The following is a 22,032-nucleotide window of genomic DNA, read 5'->3' as shown; positions in this document are numbered from 1 at the left end:
CGGTCCCGGCCTTGAACGCGCATGAAGTTGGTCGGTGAGGATCGCGGCCGGATGACCGCGATCCCCGTTTCGAGGCTTACTTGAAGGCTTCGATTTCGCCGGCAGCCTTCTTGAGGGCGGCTTCCGGTTCTGCCTTGCCGGTGACGACGGACTGGACCATCTCGATCATTGAGTTCTGGAAGCCCTTGTAATCGGTGAAGAGCGGCTCCGGACCACCGTAATCGATACCCTCGATGAACGGCTTCCAGAAGGGATCCTTGGCAACGAACTCGTCGACCTTCTTGGACGGACGCAGCGGGGTGAGGCCAGCGCCGCCCTGCAGTTCGTATTCGCCCTGGATATCGGGAGAGGTGATGTACTTGGCGAAGTCGGTCGCCTTTTCTTCGACGCCCGAGCCCTTGAAGATCGCAAGGCTGTCGGTGATCAGCAGCGTGCCGGCGCCCTTGGCATCCGGACCAAGCGGCAGCGTCGCAACGCCCCAGTTGATCTTGGTGTCCTTCAGGCGGTAGGCAGCGCCGGAGCCGGCCTGGATCATCGCGACCTTGCCGTCGAGGAAGATGGCGCGAACTTCGTTCTGTTCGTATGCTGTCGGGCCTTCTTCGGCATAAGCGGCGATATCCTTATAGGCCTTCAGGGCCGCGAGGATCTGCGGGCTGTCGAGGGTCACCTTGCCTTCGGCATCGGTGACGGCGCCGTTATTCGTATAAACCCAATGCATGAACTGGTGCATCGTGTTGTCGAAGGTCTTGGCCGAGAGGCCGAAGCCCGGAACGCCGGTCTTTTCCTTGATGGTCTTTGCCATCTCGATTTCTTCGGCCCAGGTCTTCGGCGGCTTCTCGGGGTCGAGACCGGCCTGCTTGAAGAGATCCTTGTTCCAGTAGAGGGCCTTGGTCGAGAAGGCGATCGGAACGCCCCACTGGTTGCCGTCGAAGGTGACGGTGTCGACGATGTGCGGGTAGTAACCCTTCTTCTCGTCGTCACTCATCGGAACCGGAACGATCAGGTCGTTCTGCGCGAATTCCTTCAGCGTGCGCGAGCCGACATAGGCCATGGCGACGGGCGTGCCGGCGGCTGCCAGCGTCGTAGCCTTGTCCTGGCACTGCGCCCAGCCGACAACTTCGGGCGCGACCTTCCAGCCTTCGTTCTTGGATTCCCATTCCTTGATGTATTTGGTGTGGATCGGGTCGATCGTGTCGCCGCAATAGATCCAGCTGATTTCCTTGTCGGCTGCCTGGGCAGTGACCGCGGTCAGTGCCGTCGAACCGAGCAAGGCGAGCGCCATTAGGCCTGTCTTGATGGTAGTGTTCACGTCGTGACTCCCATTCTCGTTGTTAGCTGTTCACTCTTTTCTTGGTCTTATTGTTTCACCGCACCGGCGGTCAGGCCGCCGACAAGGTAGCGCTGAAGGAAGAAGATGACGACCATCGCCGGCGCGATGCCGACGAAGGAGGCCGCCATCAGTTCGTTCCAGATGACCTCCTGCTTTCCGAAGTAAGCGAAGAGTCCCACCGGCAGGGGCATGTATTCAGTCTTCGAGTTGAAGGTCAGCGCGAAGATGAACTGTTGGGCATAGGCGCCGATGAAGGTGGTAATCGCGACGACGATAATCCCCGGCATCGCAATTGGCAGAATGACGCGGCGGAGCGTGTAGAAATGGCTGGCGCCATCCATATAGGCCGCTTCGTTGAGTTCCTGGGGAATGCGGATCATGTAGGTGCGCAGAAGCCAGATCGCCGACGGGATCAGGAAGGCGACACCCGGCACGATCATGGCGAAATAGGTGTTGAGCACGCCCATCGTGCGCATCAGGCGGAAAAGCGGAATGAGCAGCACGGCGCCGGAGAACATGTTCACCGTCAGGAAGGCGCCGAGCAGGATGCCCATGCCGCGGAATTCGAACTTCGCGAAGGCATAGGATGCCGGGATGACCAGGCAGAGCACGATGACGGTCACGATGATCGAGATGAAGAAGGAGTTGAAGATATAGCGCCCGAAGCCCGGCACGCTGATCCACATTGTCCTGTAGGCCTCGAACGAGCCGTTCTCCGGCCAGAAGCGGTATGGCGAGGAGAAGAGCTGGCTGAGCGGCTTCAAGGATACCAGGAAGCCTTCGACGAAAGGCGACAGCACGAAGAAGAGAAACAGCGCGATGCCACAATAGATGAGGATGATTTCCCACCAACTGTAGCGATCGATCATGGGACGGCTGCTCATGCGCGCTTCTCCGGGTTGAGGCGGCGGGTGACGCGGAAATAGGCGAAGCAGAAGAGCGACAGGAAGATGCAGATCAGCACGGCGCGGGCTGCACCTTCACCGTATTTCTTCGAGCCGATTGCCGTCTGATAGGTGTCGATGATCATCGTCGTCGTTTCACCGCTCGGACCGCCCTGCGTCAGGATCCAGATGATGTCGAAGGAATTGAAGGTCGCGATCAGCGACAGCATCGACATGGTGATGATGGCGGGAACCATCAGCGGCAGCGTGATGCGGCGGAAGCGGTACATGCGGCCGGCGCCGTCGGTCCATGCGGCCTCATAGAGATCCTTCGGGATCGACTGGATGGCGGCGAGGAAGTAGATCGTCACCAGCGGCACGCCGATCCAGACGTCGGTCACGATCGTCGCCCAGAAGGCGGTGCTGCCATAGGCAAGGAAGGCGACGGGGCCATCGACCAGGCCGAAGCGCTGCAGCAGGCCGGAGATCATCCCGAACTGGCCATTATACATCCAGCCCCACATGAAGATGCCGATTGCCATCGGCACGATCCATGGCGGCATGGTCAGCAGCCGGAACAGCGAACGGCCGGGCACGGCGGCATTCAGCATGACAGCGCCGAACGTGCCGATGATCATCTTCAGGGCGACCGAAAAGAACGTCCAGATGAAGGTGCGCAGAATGACTTCCGCGAAGGTGGAATTGAAGATCTTCTCGTAATTGACCCAGCCGACCCAGTTCGTGACCTTACGCAGCGATGCGTCAGTGAACGACAGGATGAATGTGTCGACCAGCGGATAGGCAACGATTGCCAGGACGTAAAGGACTGCCGGAAGGAGAAGGATCCAGGCGAAGATGACGGCACTTTTCTGAGCACTCATCTTGCCGCCTCCCTCAAGCCGCTCTGGCGTGTAGCGCCTCGTCGAACCTGTCCCAGACGGGACGAAGGTCGATGACGGCCTTCTTCATGCGGGCTTCATCCATGGCAAGCGCCAGGATGCCGGCCTCCAGAGCATTGAGCGTCGAGACCGGAAGCTCGGACCCGGTGCGCACGCTCTCCAGGATATCGGCCGCCATCTGCTCGTCGGCGCCGTAATGCTGGGAGAGTTCGGTCGCGGCATATTTCGTCTCGACGACCTTTTTGCCAGTCAGCTGCTCGTGGACATCGAGATAGCCACGGACGAAGTCGCCTTCGGCCATGCCGCGCGACCCCATGATCGCGAAACGGCGGAACTGGTCGGGGACGTTCAGGTTTGTGTGAAAGTTCATGCCGACGCCATTGGCATATTCGACGATTGCCACCTGGTAGTCGATGATATCGGCGTCGCTGTCGAACACCTTGTCGGAGCCCATCCAGCCGCTCGGCTTGCGATGGAAGAGTTCGAGATCGTTGATGCCTTCGCGGGCCGGGTCGTTGGCGGGAATGAAGCTCTTGCGACCGCCGAAGCTCGCGACGCGCTCGGGACGTGCGCCGACGACGCCATTGTAGAGATCGAGATCATGGCAGCACTTTTCCAGCATGAAGCTGCCGGAATAGCGCTCGTAGCGGCGCCAGTCGCGCATGAAGAAGGCGCCGTGATAGGGCTCGATATGCTCGGATGCCTCGATCGAGACGATCTGGCCGAGCTTGCCTTCGGCCTGGATGGCGCGCAGGTCCTTGTAGAGCGGCGAGTAGCGCAGCACGAGGCCGACCATCAGCCGCTCATGGCCGAATTTCGCCATCAGATGAGCGAGCTCGATGCTCTCGGCGATCGTCGTGACGATCGGCTTTTCGCAGAAAACCTTCAGGCCGGATTCGAGGCCGAGGCGGATGTGGTCGAGATGCATGTGGTTGGGAGAGCCGATCATCAGGAGATCGAGCTTTTCGGAGGCCAGCAGTTCCTGCGGCGTGCCATAGGCCTTGCCGACCGAAATGCCCTTTTCCGTCAGCCCCGGAAGACCCGCGGGCTCCGGATCGACATAGCCGACGATTTCGAAGCTGCTGTCGATAGCCGTAAAGACATGGCCGAGGTAGCCGAGCCGGAATCCCAGCCCTATGATTCCCACTTTCATCCCGATGACGTTCCCAATTTCGTAATTTATTTTCTTCAAGTTGGGACAAAAATCAGGGGCCGTCAACCGAAAACGGGCCTGAAAGCGCATTGATGAAATTAATTTTCATAATATACGGGATAAGCGCGTTTCTGGGCATATCCGCGCAAGCAAAGCAGGCAGCCGATGAAAACGGCTGCCGCTGGCGTCATGAAACTGGTTTCGTTCCCTGGAACCAGTTGGCTGCCGCACTTCAGAGGCGGTGCAGCGGCCCTGAGGCCTATTCGTCGAGATAGCGCTCGGTCAATCGCGCCCACATGGCAGCACCCGCTACCAGGCTTTCATCGGCAAAGTCGTATTTGGCGCTGTGCAGGATGGCCGAGTTGACGCCGTTGCCGAGGCGCAGGAAGGCGCCGGGCTTATGTTCGAGGAAGTGCGAGAAGTCTTCACTCCCGGGGATCAGGGCGCAGGTCGTCACCTTGTCGGCGCCGACGAGTTCTTCGGCAACCTTCCAGGCAAATTCCGTCTCCGCCTCGGAATTGACGACGACAGGGTGGCCGTGGACGTAGTCGATCTCCACCGTGGCGTCGAAGCCGTCGACGACGGACTCCGTCAGCTTGCGGACGCGGGCTTCCAAGAGTTCGCGGGTCTTCGGATCGAAGGACCGGACGGTGATCAGCAGTTTGGCGCTTTCAGGAATGACGTTCGAAACCTCGCCGCTATGGATCGCGCCGACGGTGACGACCGCCGTCTGGGTCGGGTCGACGCTGCGCGAAACGATGGTCTGCAGCGCGACGACGAGATGGCAGGCGACGACGACGGGGTCGATCGTCAGGTGCGGGCGCGAGGCATGGCCGCCCTTGCCGGTGATGGTGATCTCGGCGGTATCGGCGGCTGCCATCAACGGGCCGGAGCGCATCAGGAAGGTGCCCTCGGGCGCGCCCGGATGATTGTGCAGACCGTAGATGACATCGAAGGGAAAGCGTTCGAACAGGCCGTCGGCGATCATTGCCGGGGCGCCGCTGACGGCACCCGCTTCTTCTGCCGGCTGAAAGATCAGCGTCACCGTGCCGTTGAAGCGGCGGGTGCGGGCCAGATATTCGGCGGCGCCGAGAAGAATGGTCGTATGGCCGTCGTGGCCGCAGGCATGCATCTTGCCGAAAACCCTGCTCGCATAGTCGAGGCCGGTCTGCTCGGCGATCGGCAGCGCGTCCATGTCGGCGCGGATGGCCATGCTCTTCTTGCCGCTGCCGGCCGTCATGCGTGCGACGACACCGTGGCCGCCGACATTGCGCGTCACGTCATAGCCCCAGGCCTCGAGCTTTTCGGCGACGAGACGCGCGGTTTCGGCTTCTTCGAAGGAGAGTTCGGGATTGGCGTGAAGGTGGCGGCGGGTCGCCGTGAGCTCTGCCTTCATCGGTTCGAGATCCGAGAGGCTGGCGAAATCGTTCTTGAGGGTCATGGCCGTTCCGGTCTTGCGGGAGTGCGGCCGCTGCCGCGAGGGCGGCGAGCGGCGCGCATCTTTTCGGGAGGAGAATTGCCGCGCTCAGATAAAGCGCGACAAGAAGCTTCGGGTGCGGGGGTGCTGCGGATTGCCGAGCACGTCTTCGGGCTTGCCCTGTTCGACAACCTTGCCGCCATCCATGAACACCACGCGGTCGGCCGCTTCGCGGGCAAAGCCGATCTCGTGGGTGACGACGATCATCGTCAGGCCCTGATTGGCGAGGTCGCGCATGGTGGCGAGCACTTCGCCGACCAGTTCCGGGTCGAGCGCCGAGGTCGGCTCGTCGAAGAGCATCAGCTTCGGCTTGATGGCGAGCGCCCGGGCGATGGCAACGCGCTGTTGCTGGCCGCCGGAGAGCTGGCGCGGATAGTTGTCCGCCTTGGCCGAGAGGCCGACGCGTTCCAGCAGGCGCTTGGCATTCTCGGTCGCTTCCTTGCGGCTTTCGCCGTGGATGCCGACGGGTGCCTCGACGATGTTCTGCAGCGCCGTCATATGCGGGTAGAGGTTGAACTGTTGGAACACCATGCCGATCTTCCGGCGCTGGAGCGCGACAGCGTGATTGGAGAGCTGCACCAGCTTGCCCTTGCGGAAGCTGTAGCCGATCTGCTCGCCGTCCACCTCGATCGATCCCTGATTGATGGTCTCAAGGCGGTTGATACAGCGCAAGAAGGTCGACTTGCCGGAGCCCGACGGTCCCAGGATGACGACGACTTCCCCGGGGGCGACGTCGAGGTCGATGCCCTTCAGCACTTCGAGCTGGTCGAAGGACTTGTGGACATTTCGGGCGCGCACGAGCGGCTCGATGGTCGCGATCGCGTTCATTGGCTCACCTCCTGTGCGGCAGCAAGAGCCGGTGCCGGCACGGCGGCCTCCTTCGCGGCCCTAGGGGCGCCGGTGCGGCGGTCGCCACGGCTATAGTAGCGCTCGATGTAGCTCTGGCCGACATTCAGGACCGAGGTGATGAGCAGGTACCATATGACGGCGACGAGCAGCATCGGGATGACTTCGAAGGTGCGGTTGTAGATCGACTGGACCGAGTAGAGCAGGTCGGCCATGGCGATGACGCTGACAAGCGAAGTCGCCTTGATCATGCTGATCAGCTGGTTGCCGGTCGGCGGAACGATCGAGCGCATCGCCTGCGGAATGATGATGCGGCGCAGCGCCCTTGCCCGGGTCATGCCGAAGGCTTCGGCAGTTTCGAACTGGCCCTTGTCGACCGAAAGCAGGCCGCCGCGGATGATCTCGGCCATATAGGCTGCTTCATTGAGGGCGAGACCGGCGATCGCGGCGGTCATCGGACTGATGACGGAATTCGTGTCCCAGCTGACGAAGGTCGGCCCGAAGAACGGGATGCCGATCGACAGCGTCGGGAAGAGGGTCGAGAGGTTGTACCAGAAGATCAGCTGCACCAGCAGCGGCGTGCCGCGGAAGAACCAGATGAAGAGCGATGCGAGCGAGTTGGCAAGGCCGTCCTTTGACAGGCGGGCGATGGCAAGCAGCAGGCCTAGGATGACGCCGATGATCATCGCTACGACGGTCAGGCCAAGCGAAACATAGAGACCGCTGATGACGACTGGATCAAAGAAATACTTGGCGACGACGGGCCAGCCGAAATTTTCGTTTCCGGCGATCGACCAGGCAAAGTAGGCGGCAATCGCCAGGACGATGACCCAGGCCGCGACGCGGCCGGTGGGGAAGGGTTTGTGGGCATGCGCCACATCCCGAGCTGCCGCATCGCCGGGTGGCGATGCGGTGTTCTTGATATCAGTGCTCATTTCGGCAACGTCCCGCCGAGGTTGATGCCCGGCTCCTTGATCATGTTGTTCTCGAGGCCCCACTTCTTCATGATGGCCGCATAGGTGCCATTATCGATCAGAACCTTGACCGCGTCACGCAGAACGGGGCCGAGCGGCGAACCCTTGGGAACCACGGCACCCTGATAGAGCGCTTCGAAGCCGTTCTTCTGGCCGACACCCGTCAGTTCCAGCTGGCCATTGGCCTGCGAGACGAAATAGGTGAGCGGTGCCTGGGAGGAGAAGAAGGCGTCCGAACGCTTGGAGCGGACCGCCAGGATCGAGCTCGGCTGGTCGGTGAAGGACTGCACTTCGATCGGGTCCTTGCCGTCGGTCTTGCACTTCTCGGCCTGGACCTGGATGACCTTTTCGGCCGAGCCGCCGGCCATGACAGCAATGCGGTTGCCACAGGCACTGTCGAGCGAGGTGATCGCCTTCGGATTGCCCTTCTGAACGGCGAAGACGACGAATTCCTGAACCCAGTCGACGAAGTCGTTGGCCTCTTCGCGGCTCTTGAAATCGCCGACGGGGCCGAAGGCGAACTGGTAGCGGCCAGAATTGACGCCAGCAAGGAGGGCGGGAAGGCCGCCGACCGTTTCATGCTCGATCGTGACGCCGAGGATCTGGCCGAGCGCGTCGGTCAGATCGGCGCTGGCGCCGGTCATCTCGGTGCCGGTGACGATTTCATAGGGAGGGAAGGAGCCGTTATTGACGGAGATCATCTTGCCAGCCGTGCGGATCGCCTCTGGCAGCTTCGCCTTCAGCTCCTCGTTGACCGAAAGCTTCGGCAGATCCTGCGCCAGGGCCGCTCCGGAGAGCATGACGCCGGCGAGCGCAAGAGTGGTCATTTTCTTCAATTGCATGGTCATTCCCCTTTTTGATTTGATATTCTCGGGTGTCAGGCGGCGGCAGCTACCGGTCTGCCGTCAATGTCGAGTGGAAAGAGTTCTTCCGGCGTCATCAGCCGCGGCAGGATGCCCTGGGCATGAAGCTCTCCGGCGAAATCGGCGATCATCTTGCGGTTGGGCGCAAAGCCGCTCGCATCCCAACCTTCGGGCAGTTCGGCGGCGCATTTAAGAAGCTCGTCGAACATGAAGGGCGTCGTCTCGGCATATTTGCGCCGCTTGGAGAGCCACATGCGCTGCGATTCATCGATCAGGCGGCTGAGCTCTTCGATCACCCAGGGATGCTCGGCGGCGATCTCCGACTTGATGCCGATCAGGTGCATACCGGGTACATAGCCCACCTCGTCGAAATAGCGACGCTCGGCGCCTCGGAAGTCTGAAAGAAGCTGGCGGAAGGGCGAGCCGCTGGCGAAGTAGCCGTCGGGCATGAAGGGCGTGAAGATCGCGTCGAGCACACCTTCCTTCAGCAGCTCGACCATCGGGCGCTCGCCGGGAGCGGCTTCGATGCGCCCAGCGCGGCCGAAGCCGTCGAGGCGGTCGACGATCGGATGCGCCTCGGTCAGGCGTCCCGCATACCACATGGCATCCTCGACGCCGACGCCTTCGCGGCGCACGGCGGCGCGCGTCCAGGTATTGCCGGAGTCGCGCCAGCCGGTGACGCCGATGCGCTTGCCGGCGAGATCACCGAGTTCGCGCAGCTTGCTGTCCTTGGTCGTGACGATGCAGCGATGGCGGAAGCCGCGCATGATGAAGTTCGGAATGCCGACGACGCTCTCGTCGCCGTCGATGCGCAGCTGCGTGTAGCGGCTGAAGGACATTTCGGCGGCGTCATAGCTGTCGCTCTTGCCGACATGCGAAAGCAGCGTGCCGACGCGATCGACCTTGATGTCGAGCTTTGGCGAGGAGACGTCACCGAGAACCAGCGGCGTCATGTAGTCCCAGTCACGAAGGGCGAGGCGTAAGGTCAGGGGCATGTGCATCTACTCTTAAAAAGCTTGTGTTCATGATCGATAAATGTTCAAAATACATTGATCAAATGTTATTACGTTATTGAACATTAAAAAATGGCGCGAAAATGAGCGAAATACGGGACGCAAACTGGTTTGCTGAAAAATTGAACGATCGTACGATTCGCGGAATCGCGATTGAAACCAGTGCCTTGATCCGCGCCGGCGCGCTGCCTGTCGGCACCAAATTGCCGGCGATCCGCGATCTCGCCTTCGCGCTCGGGATCAGCCCCGCGACGATCTCCGAGGCCTGGAGCGAACTGCGGCGGCAGAAAATCATCAGCGGCCGCGGCCGCAACGGCACCTGGGTCAGCGGCGATCGCTTCATTGCCAAACCGGAGCGCCTGGCAAGCGTCGGCGACTATGGCGAGGGGGTGCTGGACCTCACGGCGGCTGTGCCCGATGTCCGCCTGCTGCCGAAGCTTGCCGAAGCCATGGCCTATGGCGCCTCGGCCGAGAACCTGAACAGCTACGAGCGCAGCCGCATCCTGCCGGAGCTGGAAGAGGCGGTCAGGCGTTCATGGCCCTACGAGCCGGAAGCCTTTCTCGCGACCAATGGCGGCTACAATGCTGTCTATACGCTGATCCATGCGCTGGTAACGCCGGGGGCCTCGGTGGCGATCGAGGTCCCGACCGGGATGCGTCTCCTCGATATTCTCGAAGACCGCGGCGTGCGCATCCTGCCGGTCCAATGCGATGGCGAGGGGCCGGTTCCGGCGTCACTGGAAGCGGCGATGCGGCTGCGCCCGGCAGCCTTCATCTTCCAGCCTCGCATCCATTCCGTCACAGGCCAGAGTGTCAGCGCCGAGCGGATGGAGGCACTGGCGGCGATCCTGAAAGATAGCGATACGCTGATCGTCGAGGACGACGGCGTTGCCGATATTTCGTCGGCGCCGCGCCATTCGCTGGGCTCGCTCTATCCTGATCGTGTTATCCACATCCTGTCCTTCTCGAAGACCCATGGCCCGGATCTCCGGCTCGCGGTGCTCTCCGGCTCTCGGGCGATGATTGAGCAGATTCAGTCCTACCGCGCCTTCAGCGCCGGCTGGACCAGCCGCATCCTGCAATCCGCGGCCGCTTGGCTGCTTCGCGATCCCGCAACCGGCGAAACGCTGGAGCGGGCGCGCGACATCTACATCAAACGCCGCGCCGACCTGATCAATGCGCTTGGCGAGCGCGGGGTCGAGGCGGCCCATGGGGGCGGATTATGTGCATGGGTGCCGGTTTCCTCGGAGCCGTTTGCTCTGGTGACGCTCGCCGCCCGCGGCATCGCGGTTCATCCGGGCGCGAAGTTCTCGGTCCTGCCGAGCAGCCACCTGCGCGTTGCGACCGCCAACCTGACGGACCGTTGCCAGGAGGTTGCCGACGGCATCGCGCTCGCGGCGGTTCACCAGTGAGGAAGAGTTATTCGCCGGCGGAGCGGCCGGTCGCCAGTTCCATCTTGCGCAGGCAGTCGTCATTGCCGGCAAAGCGGAAGATGCCGTAGACGGCGAGGCCGAGCTCGTCGCTGCCCGATATCGTCAGGCTAGCGGACTCGGCATTGCCGAAGCGCAGCGAGAGGTCGTTCCACTGGTCGAAGATCTGCCGGTCTTCGCTGATGATCGCCTCTTCGAACTGCCGGTTGTCGCGGAATTCGTTGCTGGTGGCGTGATCGACCGTTTCGTCGGGTTTGCCGAGCTGCTGGCTCATCAGCGCGTAGGCCTTGCCGAACAGCGCGCGGGTTTTCCTTCCGTCGCTGTCCTCCGCGATATAGGAGGAGACCGCCGAGATATTGCAGATCCCGGTGCCCTTCACATAGGCGAGGATATATTCGCTGAAGAGATCGCTCGCTTCCGGCGCACCCTTGCAGACATACTGTCCGGTCGCATCGCTCGTGCTGCTGCCGCCGCCATCGATCGCCTCGCAGCCGAGCGTTGAGGGGCGCATGTCCTGCGATATGCCGAATGGCAGCATCGCCGGCGCCGTCTCCTGCGGAGCGGCGGCGGGTGCGACGATTGCTGCAGCAAGAGCAATCGGAAGCATGCCGAAATCGAAAGCCATCATGTCCTCGTCAGCGATTCCGCATCAGTCAATCGCATGCCGGGCACGCGATTTCTACCGTTTGGAAAACGCAGCTGTGGACAAGCCCGTTCCTTCACGATTGCACATCGGCCGGTAACATAGCCGCAGCAAAGCCTTAGCGGACGGGGAGCATCATGCGCCGGGCGGCCTGCTTGCCGCCCGCGTCGAGGTCGATAAGAGCGCCGGCTGGACTAGCGGGCAGCCTTCAGCCGGAAGCGAGCTTCCAGGTGATTCCAGCCGCGGCGCAGCAGCTCGACGATGATGATGTAGACGATCGCCGCCGCAATATAGAGCTGGAAATCATAGGTGCGCTGGAAGGCAAAGCGCGTGGCGCCGAGCAGGTCGTAGACGGTGACGACGCTGGCGACTGCGCTGCCTTTCAGCACCAGCACCACCTCGTTGCCGAAGCCGCGCAGGCCGTGGCGGATTGCCTGCGGCACGACGACGAGGAAGGTCGCCAGGAACGGCCTGAGTGCAAGCGCTTTCGCGGCTTCCATCTGTCCGCGCGGGACGGCGAGAACCGCGCCGCGGAAGATTTCCGACTGGTAGGCGGCGGTGTTGAGGCTGAAGGTCAGAAGCACGCAGAACTGCGGCTCGCGGAACAGCTGCCAGAGGCCGAGCGCCTGCAGTTCGGGCCGGAACTGTCCGGAACCGTAATAGACCAGGAAGACCTGGGCAAGCAGCGGCGTGCCGCGCACCGCATAGGAATAGGCGAAGGCCGCAGCCCGCACCGCCTTCGGGCCGGACAGCCTGGCCCAGGTCAGCAGCGCGGCGAGGACGGCGCCGAGCGTGATGGAAATGACCGTCAGCTCGATGGTGACGAGCAGGCCGGAAAACAGGCGTCCGCCATATTGCTGGAAAACGTCGAGATCGATCATCGCGCATGCCCCCAGCCACGGTTGGCATAGCGTTCGAGCGCAATCAGCACCGTGCTCGAGAGCATCGTCAGCAGCAGGTAGATCGTGCAGGCGGCGGCATAGAAGAGAAAGGGCTGCTTGGTCTGGCCCGAGGCCAGATAGGCCTGGCGCAGGATGTCGTCGAGAGCGATGACGGAAACAAGCGACGTTTCCTTCAGTAGCGCCAGCCAGCAATTGCCGAGACCGGGCAGGGCCGGGCGCAAGAGCTGCGGGAAGATCACCTTGAGGAACAGCGGAAAGGGTTTCAGGCCGAGGCTGAGACCGGCTTCGATCTGGCCGCGGTCGATACCGCGCAGTGCGCCGAGCAGCACTTCGCTGGAATAGGCAGCAAAGACCGCGCCGAGCGCGATGACGCCGGCGATGAACGGGCTGAGTTCGAGATTGACGCTGTAGCCCATCCATTCGCCGACGGTGCGAATGGCGATGGACGAACCGTAATAGATGAGCAGCAGCGTCAGCAGTTCGGGCAGGCCGCGAAAGGCTGTCGTGAAGCCTTCGCCGATTGCCCGCAGCAGCTTGCTGCGGGCATTCTTCATCAGGGCAAGGCCAAGCCCGAGGGCAAAGCCGAACGGCAGGGTTGTCAGTGCCAGCTCGATCGTCAGCAATGTGCCGGCGAGGAGCTGGCCGCCCCAGCCATTCGCGCCAAATCCAAGGGTTTCCATGGCCTTTTCGTCTCCGGGCGCGACGGCTTAGTAGATCGAGAAGGGGAAGTACTTCGCGTTGATCGTCTTGTAGGTGCCGTCGGCAACGATATTGGCGAGCGCCTTGTTCAGCTTGGCCTGCAGGTCCGGTTCGGCCTGGCGGATGCCGATACCGACGCCGTCGCCGAGATAGTGCGAGTCCTTGATGTCGTTGCCGGCGAGCTGGCAGCAGTCATTGCCCGACTTCTTGAACCATTCGGTCAGCGTGATCTTGTCGGCCATGACGGCATCGACGCGGCCGGCGACGAGGTCAAGCAGGGCTTCGTCGACGGTGCCGTACTGGCGCACGTCGGCATCCTTGTACTTGTCTTCGATCAGCGTCGAGAAGGTCGAGGAGGACTGGACGCCGAGCGTCTTGCCCTTCAGGTCGTCAGGCGTGTTGCCTGCGAGGGGAGCGGACTTCAGAACCGCGAGCGCACCGGCCGTGTGGTAATAGGGGTCGGTGAAGGCGATCTTCTTCTTGCGCTCCTCGGTGATCGACATCGAAGCGACGATCGCGTCGTAGTGATGGGCGAGCAGGCCCGGAATGATGCCGTCCCAATCCTGGGCGACGATCTTGCACTCGACCTTCATGTTGTCGCAGAGCGCCTTGGCGATATCGACGTCGAAGCCGGCGAGCGTGCCGTCGGCCTGCTTGAAGTTGAAGGGCGGGTAGGCGCCTTCGGTGGCGATGGTCAGCTTTTCCTGAGCGAAGGCGGAGGATGCCGAAAGGCCGAGCAGGCCGAGTGCGGCGAAAGCGGCCGCAGCGATAGTTCTATTCATGTCTCAGTTCCCTTTATCTTTATGAGGTGGTTGCCGAAGGCCGGCCGGCGGGGGCGCCGGATAGCCTCAAATTTCCTCCTGGAGCGCCCTGGCTCCCGGAGAATTCCTGCCGCTCTTCTTGTCTCTCAGATCCTTGAGATGCTTGTAGAGCGTCGCTCTCGACATCCTCAGCACCTCGGCGATGTACGGGGTGGCGTTGCGGATCGAGAACAGTCCCTGATTGTCGAGAATGGAGACGAGCTCGCTGAGATCGTCCTTGCTGAGGCCGGCTTCCGTCAGATGCCGCTCGCGCAGATAGGCGTCGATCGTGGCGCTGACGACCTCTTTCCAGTCGCTCTTGAACAGCGCTTCCGGCGGTTCGGAAGGCGGCGAGAACTGGATGAGGTTGCGGATGAACTCGACCGCGCCCTCGAACACCGAAATATCGAGGTTGATGCAGAGCAGCCCGACCGGCCGGTTGGCGTGGTCGCGCAGGACTGCGGTGACCGAGCGCAGCTGGCGGCGGTCCCAATTGGTCTTGCGATAGGGGCCGATGACGGAGGAGTCGATCGAGATCGCCACTTCCACATCGGTCATCGAGGAGTCCCCCGGCCGGCGCTTGGAAAAGGCGTTGGCGATAAAGGCGATGTTGCCGGTCGCAAGGTCGTGCAGCACGACTTCGGCATGCGGCTGCAGCAGCGTCGCAATCGCCTGGCAAACGGGAACGTATGGCTTCAGAACTTCCTTCATGCTTAACGGTTACGCCCTGTAAGACATTTTGTCAAACAAGACATATTGTCTCAAATCTCGTCCGGGTATAGGAAGTGTTCAGGGAGGAAGTGGATTGCGTGCCGTTAGCTGCGAAATCGCTACTTAGGGCTGGATTTCATAGCATCTGACGTCGCGGAACCGCCTTTTCTCGAGCAGAGGTTGAGGATGCAGACGCAGTGTCTCCCCATGGATTTTTTGTCTAGTCTTCGGCCCGCTGAGACGATCGCCCGTCAGCATTCAAGAATGGAGTTTTATGTGAGCATTTCTGAGACCATCGAAGCGGCAGAACGCCGCATCCGCCCTTACGCACGCGAAACGCTGCTGGAGGCATCGCCGACTTTCTCGGACAAGATCGGCCAGGAAGTTCTGCTGAAACTCGAAAACCTGCAGCACACCGGATCCTTCAAGCTGCGCGGCGCGCTGAACAAGATCCTCGCCATGGGCGATGAGGCGGCAAAGACCAAGGTGGTCACCGCTTCCTCCGGCAATCACGGTGCGGCCGTCGCTTACGCGCTGCGCGTCATCGGCGGCAATGGCCTGGTCTTCGTTCCCGAGGGCGCCTCGCCGTCGAAGGTTGCCAACATCCGCAAGCTCGGCGCCGAAGTCGCCTTCTACGGCGATGACAGCATCGACACGGAAATCCATGCCCGCGCTTATGCCAAGGAGCATGGCTGCCTCTACGTTCCGCCGTACAACGACTATGAGGTCATGCGCGGCCAGGGCACGATCGGCGTCGAGCTGATGCGCCAGAGCGCCGGCCAGCCGATCGACAATCTTTTCGTCTCCGTCGGCGGCGGTGGCCTGATCGGCGGCATTGCCGCCTATATGAAGGCAGTCTCGCCGAAGACCCGCATCATCGGCTGCTCGCCCGCGAATTCCTGCGTCATGGCGCGCTCGGTCGAGGCCGGTTCCGTTCTCGACCTGCCGTCTGAGGATACGCTTTCGGACGGCACGGCCGGCGGCCTGGAATCCGATACGATCACCTTCCCCTTCTGCCGTGATCTGGTGGATCACTGGGTCGACGTTTCCGAAGACGAGATCGCCGAGGCGATGCGCACCTTCATCGACGGCCACCACATGCTGCTCGAAGGCGCCGGCGGCGTGGCGCTGGCCGGTCTCTGCAAGGTCGCGCCCGAATGGACCCGTGGCCGTTCGGTCGCGGTCATCTGCGGCGCCAATGTCAGCCGCGATGTTCTGAGGAGCGTCATTTGACCGCCTCCGCCCGTCTTTTCTCGCTCGAGGAAATCCGCAGCCGCCTGACCGCGATCAATCCGGTCGTCTGTGTCGAGGAGGCGTTCCGCGCCTTCTCGGCGGGTGATGCGATCGTTCCGGCTCCGGGCGAGCTGATCTTCGATAATCCGCCCGGCGATGTGCACATCAAGTATGGCTATATCGGCGGCGGCGAATTCTATGTCGTGAAGATCGCCTCGGGTTTCTATGAAAACCCGCGCCATGGCCTGCCGAGCAGCAACGGTCTGATGCTCGCCTTCGAGCGCCAGACGGGGGCGCTTGCCGCCATTCTCGACGATCGCGGGCACCTGACGGATATCCGCACGGCAGCCGCCGGTGCGGTCGCGGCTAAATATCTGGCGCCCGCTGAGGTCGACACGATCGGCGTCATCGGCACCGGCATGCAGGCGGAACTGCAGGTGAAATTCCTGCAGACGGTCCGTCCCTGCAAGAACGTGCTCGTCTGGGGCCGCCGCAAGGAAGGCGCCGAAGCCTATGCCGGAAAAATGCGGCAGGACGGCTATTCGGTGACCGTTGCCGGAAGTGTCGAGGAAGTGGCCGAGCGCTGCCGGATCATCGTCACGACGACGCCGAGCATCGTCCCGCATCTGCATGGCGCGATGATCCGCAAGGGCACGCATATCACCGCAATGGGCGCCGATACGCCGGAGAAGCGCGAGCTGCATGCCGATGTGTTTTCGGCAGCCGACATGGTCGTCGTCGACAGCCGCGTCCAGGGATCGCTTCGCGGCGATCTGAAGGGCGCGCTCGATGCCGGTACGGTGGATATCGGCCGCGTCAGCGAACTCGGCCAGATAATTGCCGGCGATGCCAAGGCGCGCTCCGGCGCCGACCAGGTGACGATTGCCTCGCTCACCGGTCTTGCCGTGCAGGACGTGGCGATCGCCTCGGCAGTGATTGCGGGAGACGCGTGATGTCACGCATGCAGGCGGTGGTTTTCGGGAGTGAGTGCCGTGCTTGAGTTGATTGCAGATGCCTTTCCTAGCCTGAAGGCGATGCGCCACGAGATGCATAGGCATCCGGAGCTGTCGCTGGAGGAAGAATGGACGGCGGCCTTCGTCGCCGATCGCCTTCGCGAGCTCGGCATCGAGGTTCATACCGGAATCGGCGGCCATAGCGTCGTCGGTGTCATCCATGGTTCGGCGCCTGGGCCATCCGTGGCGCTGCGCGCCGATATGGATGCGCTGGCGATCCATGAGCAGAGCGGTCTGCCCTATGCCTCAAAGACGACCGGCAAGATGCATGCCTGCGGCCATGACGGCCACACGGCGATCCTGATCGGCGCTGCGACGCATCTCGCCCGCACCCGTCAGTTCCGCGGCACCGTCTATCTGTTCTTCCAGCCCGCCGAGGAGCGCTACGGCGGCGCGCAGATGATGATCGACGACGGGCTTCTCGCCCGCTTCCCGGCAGAGCGGATCTTTGGCCTTCACAACTGGCCGGGCCTTCGGGCCGGTGCCGTCGTTGTCCATGATGGGCCAGTGATGGCCGGAACCGGTGAATTCGAGGTCACCTTCACGGCGCGCGGCGGCCATGCGGCGATGCCGCATCTGACGGGCGACCCGATTTTGGCTGGTGGCCATTTCGTCACCGGCGTCCAGCAGATCGCGGCACGCGCGATCGATCCCCTGAGCGCATCGGTCGTGACGATCGGCTCCTTCCAGGGCGGTATCGCCCAGAACATCATTCCGACGAAGACGGTGCTGACCGGCACCTTCCGTGCCTTCAGCCTCGATACGCTGAGGCTGATTCAGCGCCGCCTCGAAGAGATCGTCGGCTCTGCGGCCGCGATTGCCGGTGCGCAGGGCAGCATTCGGTTCGACGACGGGCTCTGCCCGCCGGTTGTGAATACAAGGGCGGAAGGCAAGCTGATCCGCGACGTTGCCGCCGATCTCTTCGGCGAAAGCGAGCTCGAAAGCCTGCCGCCGACCATGGCGGGCGACGATTTCGGCGTCTTCCTGCAGCATCTGCCGGGTGCCTATATCTGGATCGGCAACGGCGAGACGGGCGAGGGCGCCGGCCTGCATCAGCCGGGTTACGACTTCAACGACGATATCCTGGTGCGCGGCGCAAGCCTTCTGGCGGCAACGGCAGAGCGGGCGCTGGCATGAAGACCGGAGGCGCAGCCATGGACGACCGCAGTTTCCTGGGTGACTTCTCGGCCGACTTTGCTTCGGCTCGCCACAAGTTCCGCGAGGCCTGCTCCGGTGCCGCAAGGCTCGACGCCTTCCCGCATCCCGGGAAGGGGCCGGATGGCGAGGCGCTCGCCACTGACGTCGCCTATTTTGGCCGCGCCGACGCGCCCTATCTCGTCGTCTCGGTCTCCGGCACGCATGGTGTCGAGGGCTGGGCCGGATCGGCCTGCCAGATCGGCTGGATTCGTGCCGGCATGGCGCTGCCCGACGATGTCGCGATGCTGCATATCCATGCGATCAATCCCTGGGGCATGGCCTGGGACCGCCGCCAGCAGGAAGACAATGTCGATCTCAACCGGCACTATGTCGACTTCGCCAGCCCGCCTGCCAATCCCGACTATGCGGAACTCTACGAGCACGTCATGTGCCCCGAAGACGATGCCACCAGCCGCAGTGCCGCCGATGCGGCGCTCGCCGCCTATCGCGAGCAGCATGGCCGCCTGACCGCCGGCATGACGCTGCAGGGCGGCCAATATTCCTTCCCCGATGCTCCCTCCTATGGCGGTGCCGCGCCGGTCTGGAGCCGCAAGACGATCGACGAAATCTTCGCCCGCTATTGCGGCAAGGCGAAGCGCATCGCCGTCATCGATATCCACACCGGTTACGGTCCCTACGGGTATGGCATTCCGCTCTGGCACATGCCGGGCGGACCGCAGCTCGACAAGGCGAACATCCTGTTCGGCCCGACCATCGAGGCGCCGCTTGCCGGCGATCGTGCCCATGAGGAATTCATCCAGCACGGCCATTTCTACGGCTATTGCGAAAGCCAGCTGCCGCATGCCGACGTGATCGCCATGTGCCTGGAATTCGGTGGCGCATGGCTGGCTGATGGCCAGCGCGCCCGGTTGGAGCGCAATGACGCGCTGCTGTGGCGCGATGCGGATCGCCTGTCTGGCGAAGCGCGCGCCGCCCGCCGACGCTGGCGCGATATCCACTGCCCCGACCGCGACGACTGGCGCGAAATGATCTGGTTCCGTGGGCGCCAGGTCTTCCGCGAGGTGGCCGAACGCATCCGCCTCAATGACGAAACACCAATGCCGAAATGACCCCAGCATGACATTACGCATCATCGACCAGCCCATCGTCCGCGAATTGCTGACCATGCCCGTTTGCATCGGCCTCATGGAACAGGCCATGCAGGCGACCGCCAAGGGCGAGACACTGCAGCCGCCGCGCTGGATCATCGGCCTGCCCGGCGATCAGGGCCGCGGCTTCGGCCTGATGCCCGGCGCCATGAATGCGCCGGCAAGCTTCGGCGCCAAGCTCACCGCGGTCTACCCTGAAAACGGTGCGAAGGGCCTGCAGTCGCATCGCGGCATCATCGCCCTCTTCGAGGCCGAAGGTGGCGCGCCGGTGGCGATCGTTCACGGCGGCGAGGTGACGGCGATCCGCACGGCTGCCGCGAGTGCGCTGGCGACCCGGCTTCTTGCGCGGGCCGATGCGGATGATCTGGCGATCCTCGGCTATGGCGAGCAGGCGCTGCAGCATCTGCGCGCCATGGCCGCCGTCCGCAAGCTCCGGCGCGTTCGCGTCTGGGGCCGCTCGGCCGAGCGTGCCGCGCATTTCGCCCGGGAAGGCCGGGAAGCCGTCGATTGCGAGATCGAGATTGCCCCGACCGTCGAAGCGGCCGTCGCAGGCGCGAGCCTGATCTGCACGGTAACAGGGGCGGCCGAACCGATCCTGGCAGGACGGATGATCAGCCCTGGAGCGCATGTCAACGTCGTCGGCTCGAGCGTTGCCGCAGCCCGCGAGATCGATGTCGATGCCGTCGAGAAGGCCCGGTTCTTCGTCGACTACAAGCCTTCGACCCTGCTGCAGGGCGGCGAGTTTCTCGCTGCCAAGCGCGAAGGGCGCGTCGGCGACGATCATATTCTGGCCGAGATCGGCGAGATCCTCACCGGCAGCAAGACCGGACGCCGGACGGACGATGAGATCACCATCTACAAGTCGCTCGGCATCCCGGTCGAGGATCTCGTCTGCGCGCATTACCTTTATACAGCCGCTGCCGAGCGCGGGCTTGGCGCCAGCGTCGCTTTTTCATAGTCAGGACGGAGAAGGATCATCATGAGCTTGCTCGCCGATATCGAACGCGCCCGCAGCGCCGTTCAGCCGCACATCCACCGCACGCCGCTCTGGCGCTCCACCACCCTGTCGAAGATGATCGGCGAGGAGGTCTATCTGAAGGCCGAGCTTCTGCAGAAGACCGGTTCCTACAAGCCGCGCGGGATGATCTGGGCGCTGATGTCGCTCTCCGACGCCGAACGTGCTGCCGGTGCGATCACCTTCTCCGCCGGTAACGCGGCGCAGGGGCTTGCCTATGCCGGTGCAGTCCTCGGCGTGAAGACGGTCGTGATCATGGCGGCCACCGCCAACCCCACAAAGGTTCAGGCGACGAAAGATTACGGCGCGGAAGTGATCCTCCACGGCACGCCGCAGGAAGCCGCGCAGTTCTGCCTCGATACGGCCAAGGAGCGCGGCCTCACCTATATTTCCTCCTATGACGACGACGCGCTGATGACCGGCCATGCCTCGCTCGGCTGCGAGATCTTCGAGGATCTGCCGGACGTTGGCACGATCTTCCTCGGCATGGGCGGCGGCGGCATGGCCGGTGGTCTCGCCAAGGCGGCGATCGCCCAGGACCGCGCCGTCGCGCTCTTCGGCATCGAGCCGGAGGGGGCGCCCGCCATGTATGAAAGCCTGAAAACCGGCAGCGCCGTGCGCCTGCCCGTCGTCAAGACGATCGCCGATGGTCTTGCGGCTCCGAGCGCGGGTGTGAAATGCTTCGAGCTGGTGCGCCAGCGTTTCGAGGATGTGCTCCTCGTCAATGACGAGCAGATCGTCGAGGCGATGAAGCTCCTGATGCAGCGCTGCAAGCTGATGCCGGAGCCTGCCGGCGCGGCTGCTCTTGCCGGCCTGCTTGCCAATCGCGACCGCGTGCGCGGCAAGGGCCCGGTGGTCTGCGTCGTCTCCGGCGGCAATGTCGATCTTGCCCTGCTCAAGCAGTGGCTCTGAAATAATCTCTAGGAAAAAGCATATGCGTTTTGAAACTGATGTCAGGGAAAGCACGCTGGTCACCTTCGCCGCCGGCGAGGTGAAGGGCAGCGGCACGGTGCTGTTTGCCGGCGCCGGAGAAGACGGCAACACGCTCGTCGTCTGCGACAGCACGCCGGTTCATCCGGTGAGCTTCCGCTGGCCCGACCAGCCGGCCGACCGCGGCACCATGACCGGCGCCGGTGGTGTCAGCCATCCTGTTGTCGATGCCCTGACCGGAATGGCCAATAGCGAGACCGGCGAGCTTGTGCTCGGCGAAGATGCCCGCGCGCTTGGCCGCACCGGCGACGAATGGAAGAGCGTCGTCGTGCATGTCGTCAGCGGCGCGAAGCCGGCTATCGGTAGCGCCGTATCGATCGAGGTCGATGCCGATTACCGCCGCAAGCTCAGCGTCGCGCATACCGCCGCGCATCTCTCAGCCTTCGCGCTGAACCGCGCTTCCAAGGCCTACTGGACGAAGGAAGGTGCGGCCGTCGATAGCCTCGGCAGCCCCGATCTCGACAAGGAAGCGATCGTCAGCGCGTCGCTGTCGGAGAATGTCTCCGTCGATACCTACCGGGTGGGCAAGACGCTGCGCAAAAAGGGTTTCGAGCTCGACCGCTTCATCGCCGATCTGCCTGACGTGATCGCCGCAGCAAACGAGACGCTGAAGGGCTGGCTCTCGGCACCGGGCGCGGTCTCGCTGACTCCGGTTCCCTCGACGCTCGATGCGCGCCGCCTGTGGCAGTGCAGCCTGGATGGCCAGGATGCGCAGATGTATTGCGCCGGAACCCATGTCGCCGATCTCGCCGACCTTGCCGAGGTCAGCGTGCTGATCGAACCCGCCGAAAGCGGCTTCGTCATGCATACGAGAGCGGCCGGCCGCTAAGATTAAACTCTCCTGGTGCCCG

22 protein-coding genes are annotated in these 22,032 nt (G+C 62.9%); 8 read left to right on the top strand and 14 right to left on the bottom strand.

Features of this window, described 5'->3' with window-relative positions; translation table 11 throughout:
* Positions 1-76 precede the first annotated feature (76 nt).
* The 9 genes from ACEN84_RS24780 to ACEN84_RS24740 all read right to left on the bottom strand — a co-directional run bounded on the left by ACEN84_RS24780 (position 77) and on the right by ACEN84_RS24740 (position 9,421).
* Positions 77-1,282: an ABC transporter substrate-binding protein gene (locus ACEN84_RS24780; RefSeq protein ID WP_413712534.1), complete on the bottom strand. Its 1,206-nt coding sequence runs from the start codon at positions 1,280-1,282 to the stop codon at positions 77-79.
* 74 nt (positions 1,283-1,356) lie between these two features.
* Positions 1,357-2,214, bottom strand: a complete 858-nt coding sequence (locus ACEN84_RS24775) for a carbohydrate ABC transporter permease (protein WP_130280411.1) — start codon at positions 2,212-2,214, stop codon at positions 1,357-1,359.
* Entirely contained in the window at positions 2,211-3,095 is an 885-nt protein-coding gene (locus ACEN84_RS24770) for a carbohydrate ABC transporter permease (protein WP_112714657.1), read from the bottom strand. Before ACEN84_RS24770 ends, ACEN84_RS24775 begins: the two co-directional genes overlap by 4 nt.
* A 13-nt stretch (positions 3,096-3,108) precedes the next feature.
* A complete protein-coding gene (locus tag ACEN84_RS24765) occupies positions 3,109-4,266 on the bottom strand; it encodes a Gfo/Idh/MocA family protein (RefSeq protein WP_112714655.1) in 1,158 nt (385 codons plus the stop codon).
* A 259-nt stretch (positions 4,267-4,525) separates the two neighbouring features.
* Positions 4,526-5,707 carry a M20 aminoacylase family protein gene (locus tag ACEN84_RS24760; protein ID WP_413712027.1) on the bottom strand — a complete coding sequence of 394 codons (1,182 nt, stop codon included), beginning with the start codon at positions 5,705-5,707 and terminating at the stop codon, positions 4,526-4,528.
* An 84-nt stretch (positions 5,708-5,791) separates the two neighbouring features.
* The gene (locus ACEN84_RS24755; protein ID WP_130280405.1) at positions 5,792-6,571 is read right to left on the bottom strand and encodes an amino acid ABC transporter ATP-binding protein; all 780 of its coding nucleotides are present in this window, start codon (positions 6,569-6,571) and stop codon (positions 5,792-5,794) included.
* Positions 6,568-7,524: an amino acid ABC transporter permease gene (locus ACEN84_RS24750; RefSeq protein WP_413712026.1), complete on the bottom strand. Its 957-nt coding sequence runs from the start codon at positions 7,522-7,524 to the stop codon at positions 6,568-6,570. The genes ACEN84_RS24755 and ACEN84_RS24750 overlap by 4 nt, the downstream gene beginning before the upstream one ends.
* Complete coding sequence (locus ACEN84_RS24745) at positions 7,521-8,405, bottom strand: ABC transporter substrate-binding protein (RefSeq protein WP_203430265.1); 885 nt, start codon at positions 8,403-8,405, stop codon at positions 7,521-7,523. The genes ACEN84_RS24750 and ACEN84_RS24745 overlap by 4 nt, the downstream gene beginning before the upstream one ends.
* A 35-nt stretch (positions 8,406-8,440) precedes the next feature.
* The gene (locus ACEN84_RS24740) at positions 8,441-9,421 is read right to left on the bottom strand and encodes a nitrate ABC transporter substrate-binding protein (RefSeq protein WP_413712025.1); all 981 of its coding nucleotides are present in this window, start codon (positions 9,419-9,421) and stop codon (positions 8,441-8,443) included.
* A gap of 101 nt (positions 9,422-9,522) precedes the next feature.
* On the opposite strand from ACEN84_RS24740, the gene ACEN84_RS24735 reads away from it, so the two are divergent.
* Positions 9,523-10,851: a PLP-dependent aminotransferase family protein gene (locus ACEN84_RS24735; protein ID WP_413712024.1), complete on the top strand. Its 1,329-nt coding sequence runs from the start codon at positions 9,523-9,525 to the stop codon at positions 10,849-10,851.
* 7 nt (positions 10,852-10,858) lie between these two features.
* On the opposite strand, the gene ACEN84_RS24730 is transcribed toward ACEN84_RS24735, so the two are convergent.
* The 5 genes from ACEN84_RS24730 to ACEN84_RS24710 all read right to left on the bottom strand — a co-directional run bounded on the left by ACEN84_RS24730 (position 10,859) and on the right by ACEN84_RS24710 (position 14,624).
* Entirely contained in the window at positions 10,859-11,494 is a 636-nt protein-coding gene (locus ACEN84_RS24730) for a hypothetical protein (protein ID WP_112714643.1), read from the bottom strand.
* Between the two features lie 212 nt (positions 11,495-11,706).
* Positions 11,707-12,393 carry an ABC transporter permease gene (locus tag ACEN84_RS24725; RefSeq protein ID WP_112714641.1) on the bottom strand — a complete coding sequence of 229 codons (687 nt, stop codon included), beginning with the start codon at positions 12,391-12,393 and terminating at the stop codon, positions 11,707-11,709.
* A complete protein-coding gene (locus tag ACEN84_RS24720) occupies positions 12,390-13,094 on the bottom strand; it encodes an ABC transporter permease (RefSeq protein ID WP_199625629.1) in 705 nt (234 codons plus the stop codon). Before ACEN84_RS24720 ends, ACEN84_RS24725 begins: the two co-directional genes overlap by 4 nt.
* A 27-nt stretch (positions 13,095-13,121) precedes the next feature.
* Complete coding sequence (locus tag ACEN84_RS24715) at positions 13,122-13,895, bottom strand: lysine/arginine/ornithine ABC transporter substrate-binding protein (RefSeq protein ID WP_112714637.1); 774 nt, start codon at positions 13,893-13,895, stop codon at positions 13,122-13,124.
* Positions 13,896-13,961: 66 nt separating this feature from the next.
* Positions 13,962-14,624: a PAS domain-containing protein gene (locus tag ACEN84_RS24710; RefSeq protein WP_112714635.1), complete on the bottom strand. Its 663-nt coding sequence runs from the start codon at positions 14,622-14,624 to the stop codon at positions 13,962-13,964.
* Between the two features lie 276 nt (positions 14,625-14,900).
* On the opposite strand from ACEN84_RS24710, the gene ACEN84_RS24705 reads away from it, so the two are divergent.
* The 7 genes from ACEN84_RS24705 to ACEN84_RS24675 are packed head-to-tail and all read left to right on the top strand — an operon-like array spanning position 14,901 to position 22,010.
* The gene (locus tag ACEN84_RS24705; protein ID WP_246777587.1) at positions 14,901-15,857 is read left to right on the top strand and encodes a threonine/serine dehydratase; all 957 of its coding nucleotides are present in this window, start codon (positions 14,901-14,903) and stop codon (positions 15,855-15,857) included.
* Entirely contained in the window at positions 15,854-16,810 is a 957-nt protein-coding gene (locus ACEN84_RS24700) for an ornithine cyclodeaminase family protein (RefSeq protein WP_413712023.1), read from the top strand. Before ACEN84_RS24705 ends, ACEN84_RS24700 begins: the two co-directional genes overlap by 4 nt.
* Positions 16,811-16,849: 39 nt before the next feature.
* The gene (locus tag ACEN84_RS24695; RefSeq protein WP_413712022.1) at positions 16,850-18,007 is read left to right on the top strand and encodes a M20 metallopeptidase family protein; all 1,158 of its coding nucleotides are present in this window, start codon (positions 16,850-16,852) and stop codon (positions 18,005-18,007) included.
* Positions 18,008-18,024: 17 nt separating this feature from the next.
* On the top strand, positions 18,025-19,137 hold the full coding sequence (locus ACEN84_RS24690) for a DUF2817 domain-containing protein (RefSeq protein ID WP_413712021.1): 1,113 nt from the start codon (positions 18,025-18,027) through the stop codon (positions 19,135-19,137).
* Between the two features lie 7 nt (positions 19,138-19,144).
* Positions 19,145-20,134 carry an ornithine cyclodeaminase family protein gene (locus tag ACEN84_RS24685; protein ID WP_413712020.1) on the top strand — a complete coding sequence of 330 codons (990 nt, stop codon included), beginning with the start codon at positions 19,145-19,147 and terminating at the stop codon, positions 20,132-20,134.
* 21 nt (positions 20,135-20,155) lie between these two features.
* Complete coding sequence (locus ACEN84_RS24680; protein ID WP_203430258.1) at positions 20,156-21,103, top strand: threonine/serine dehydratase; 948 nt, start codon at positions 20,156-20,158, stop codon at positions 21,101-21,103.
* A gap of 22 nt (positions 21,104-21,125) precedes the next feature.
* A complete protein-coding gene (locus tag ACEN84_RS24675; RefSeq protein ID WP_413712019.1) occupies positions 21,126-22,010 on the top strand; it encodes a hypothetical protein in 885 nt (294 codons plus the stop codon).
* Positions 22,011-22,032: the final 22 nt, after the last annotated feature.

This window comes from Rhizobium sp. Rhizsp82 (assembly GCF_047325115.1).
Classification (GTDB): Bacteria; Pseudomonadota; Alphaproteobacteria; order Rhizobiales; family Rhizobiaceae; genus Rhizobium.
Note: the sequence above shows the minus strand (reverse complement) of the source record. Positions and strands in the feature narration are given on the sequence as shown.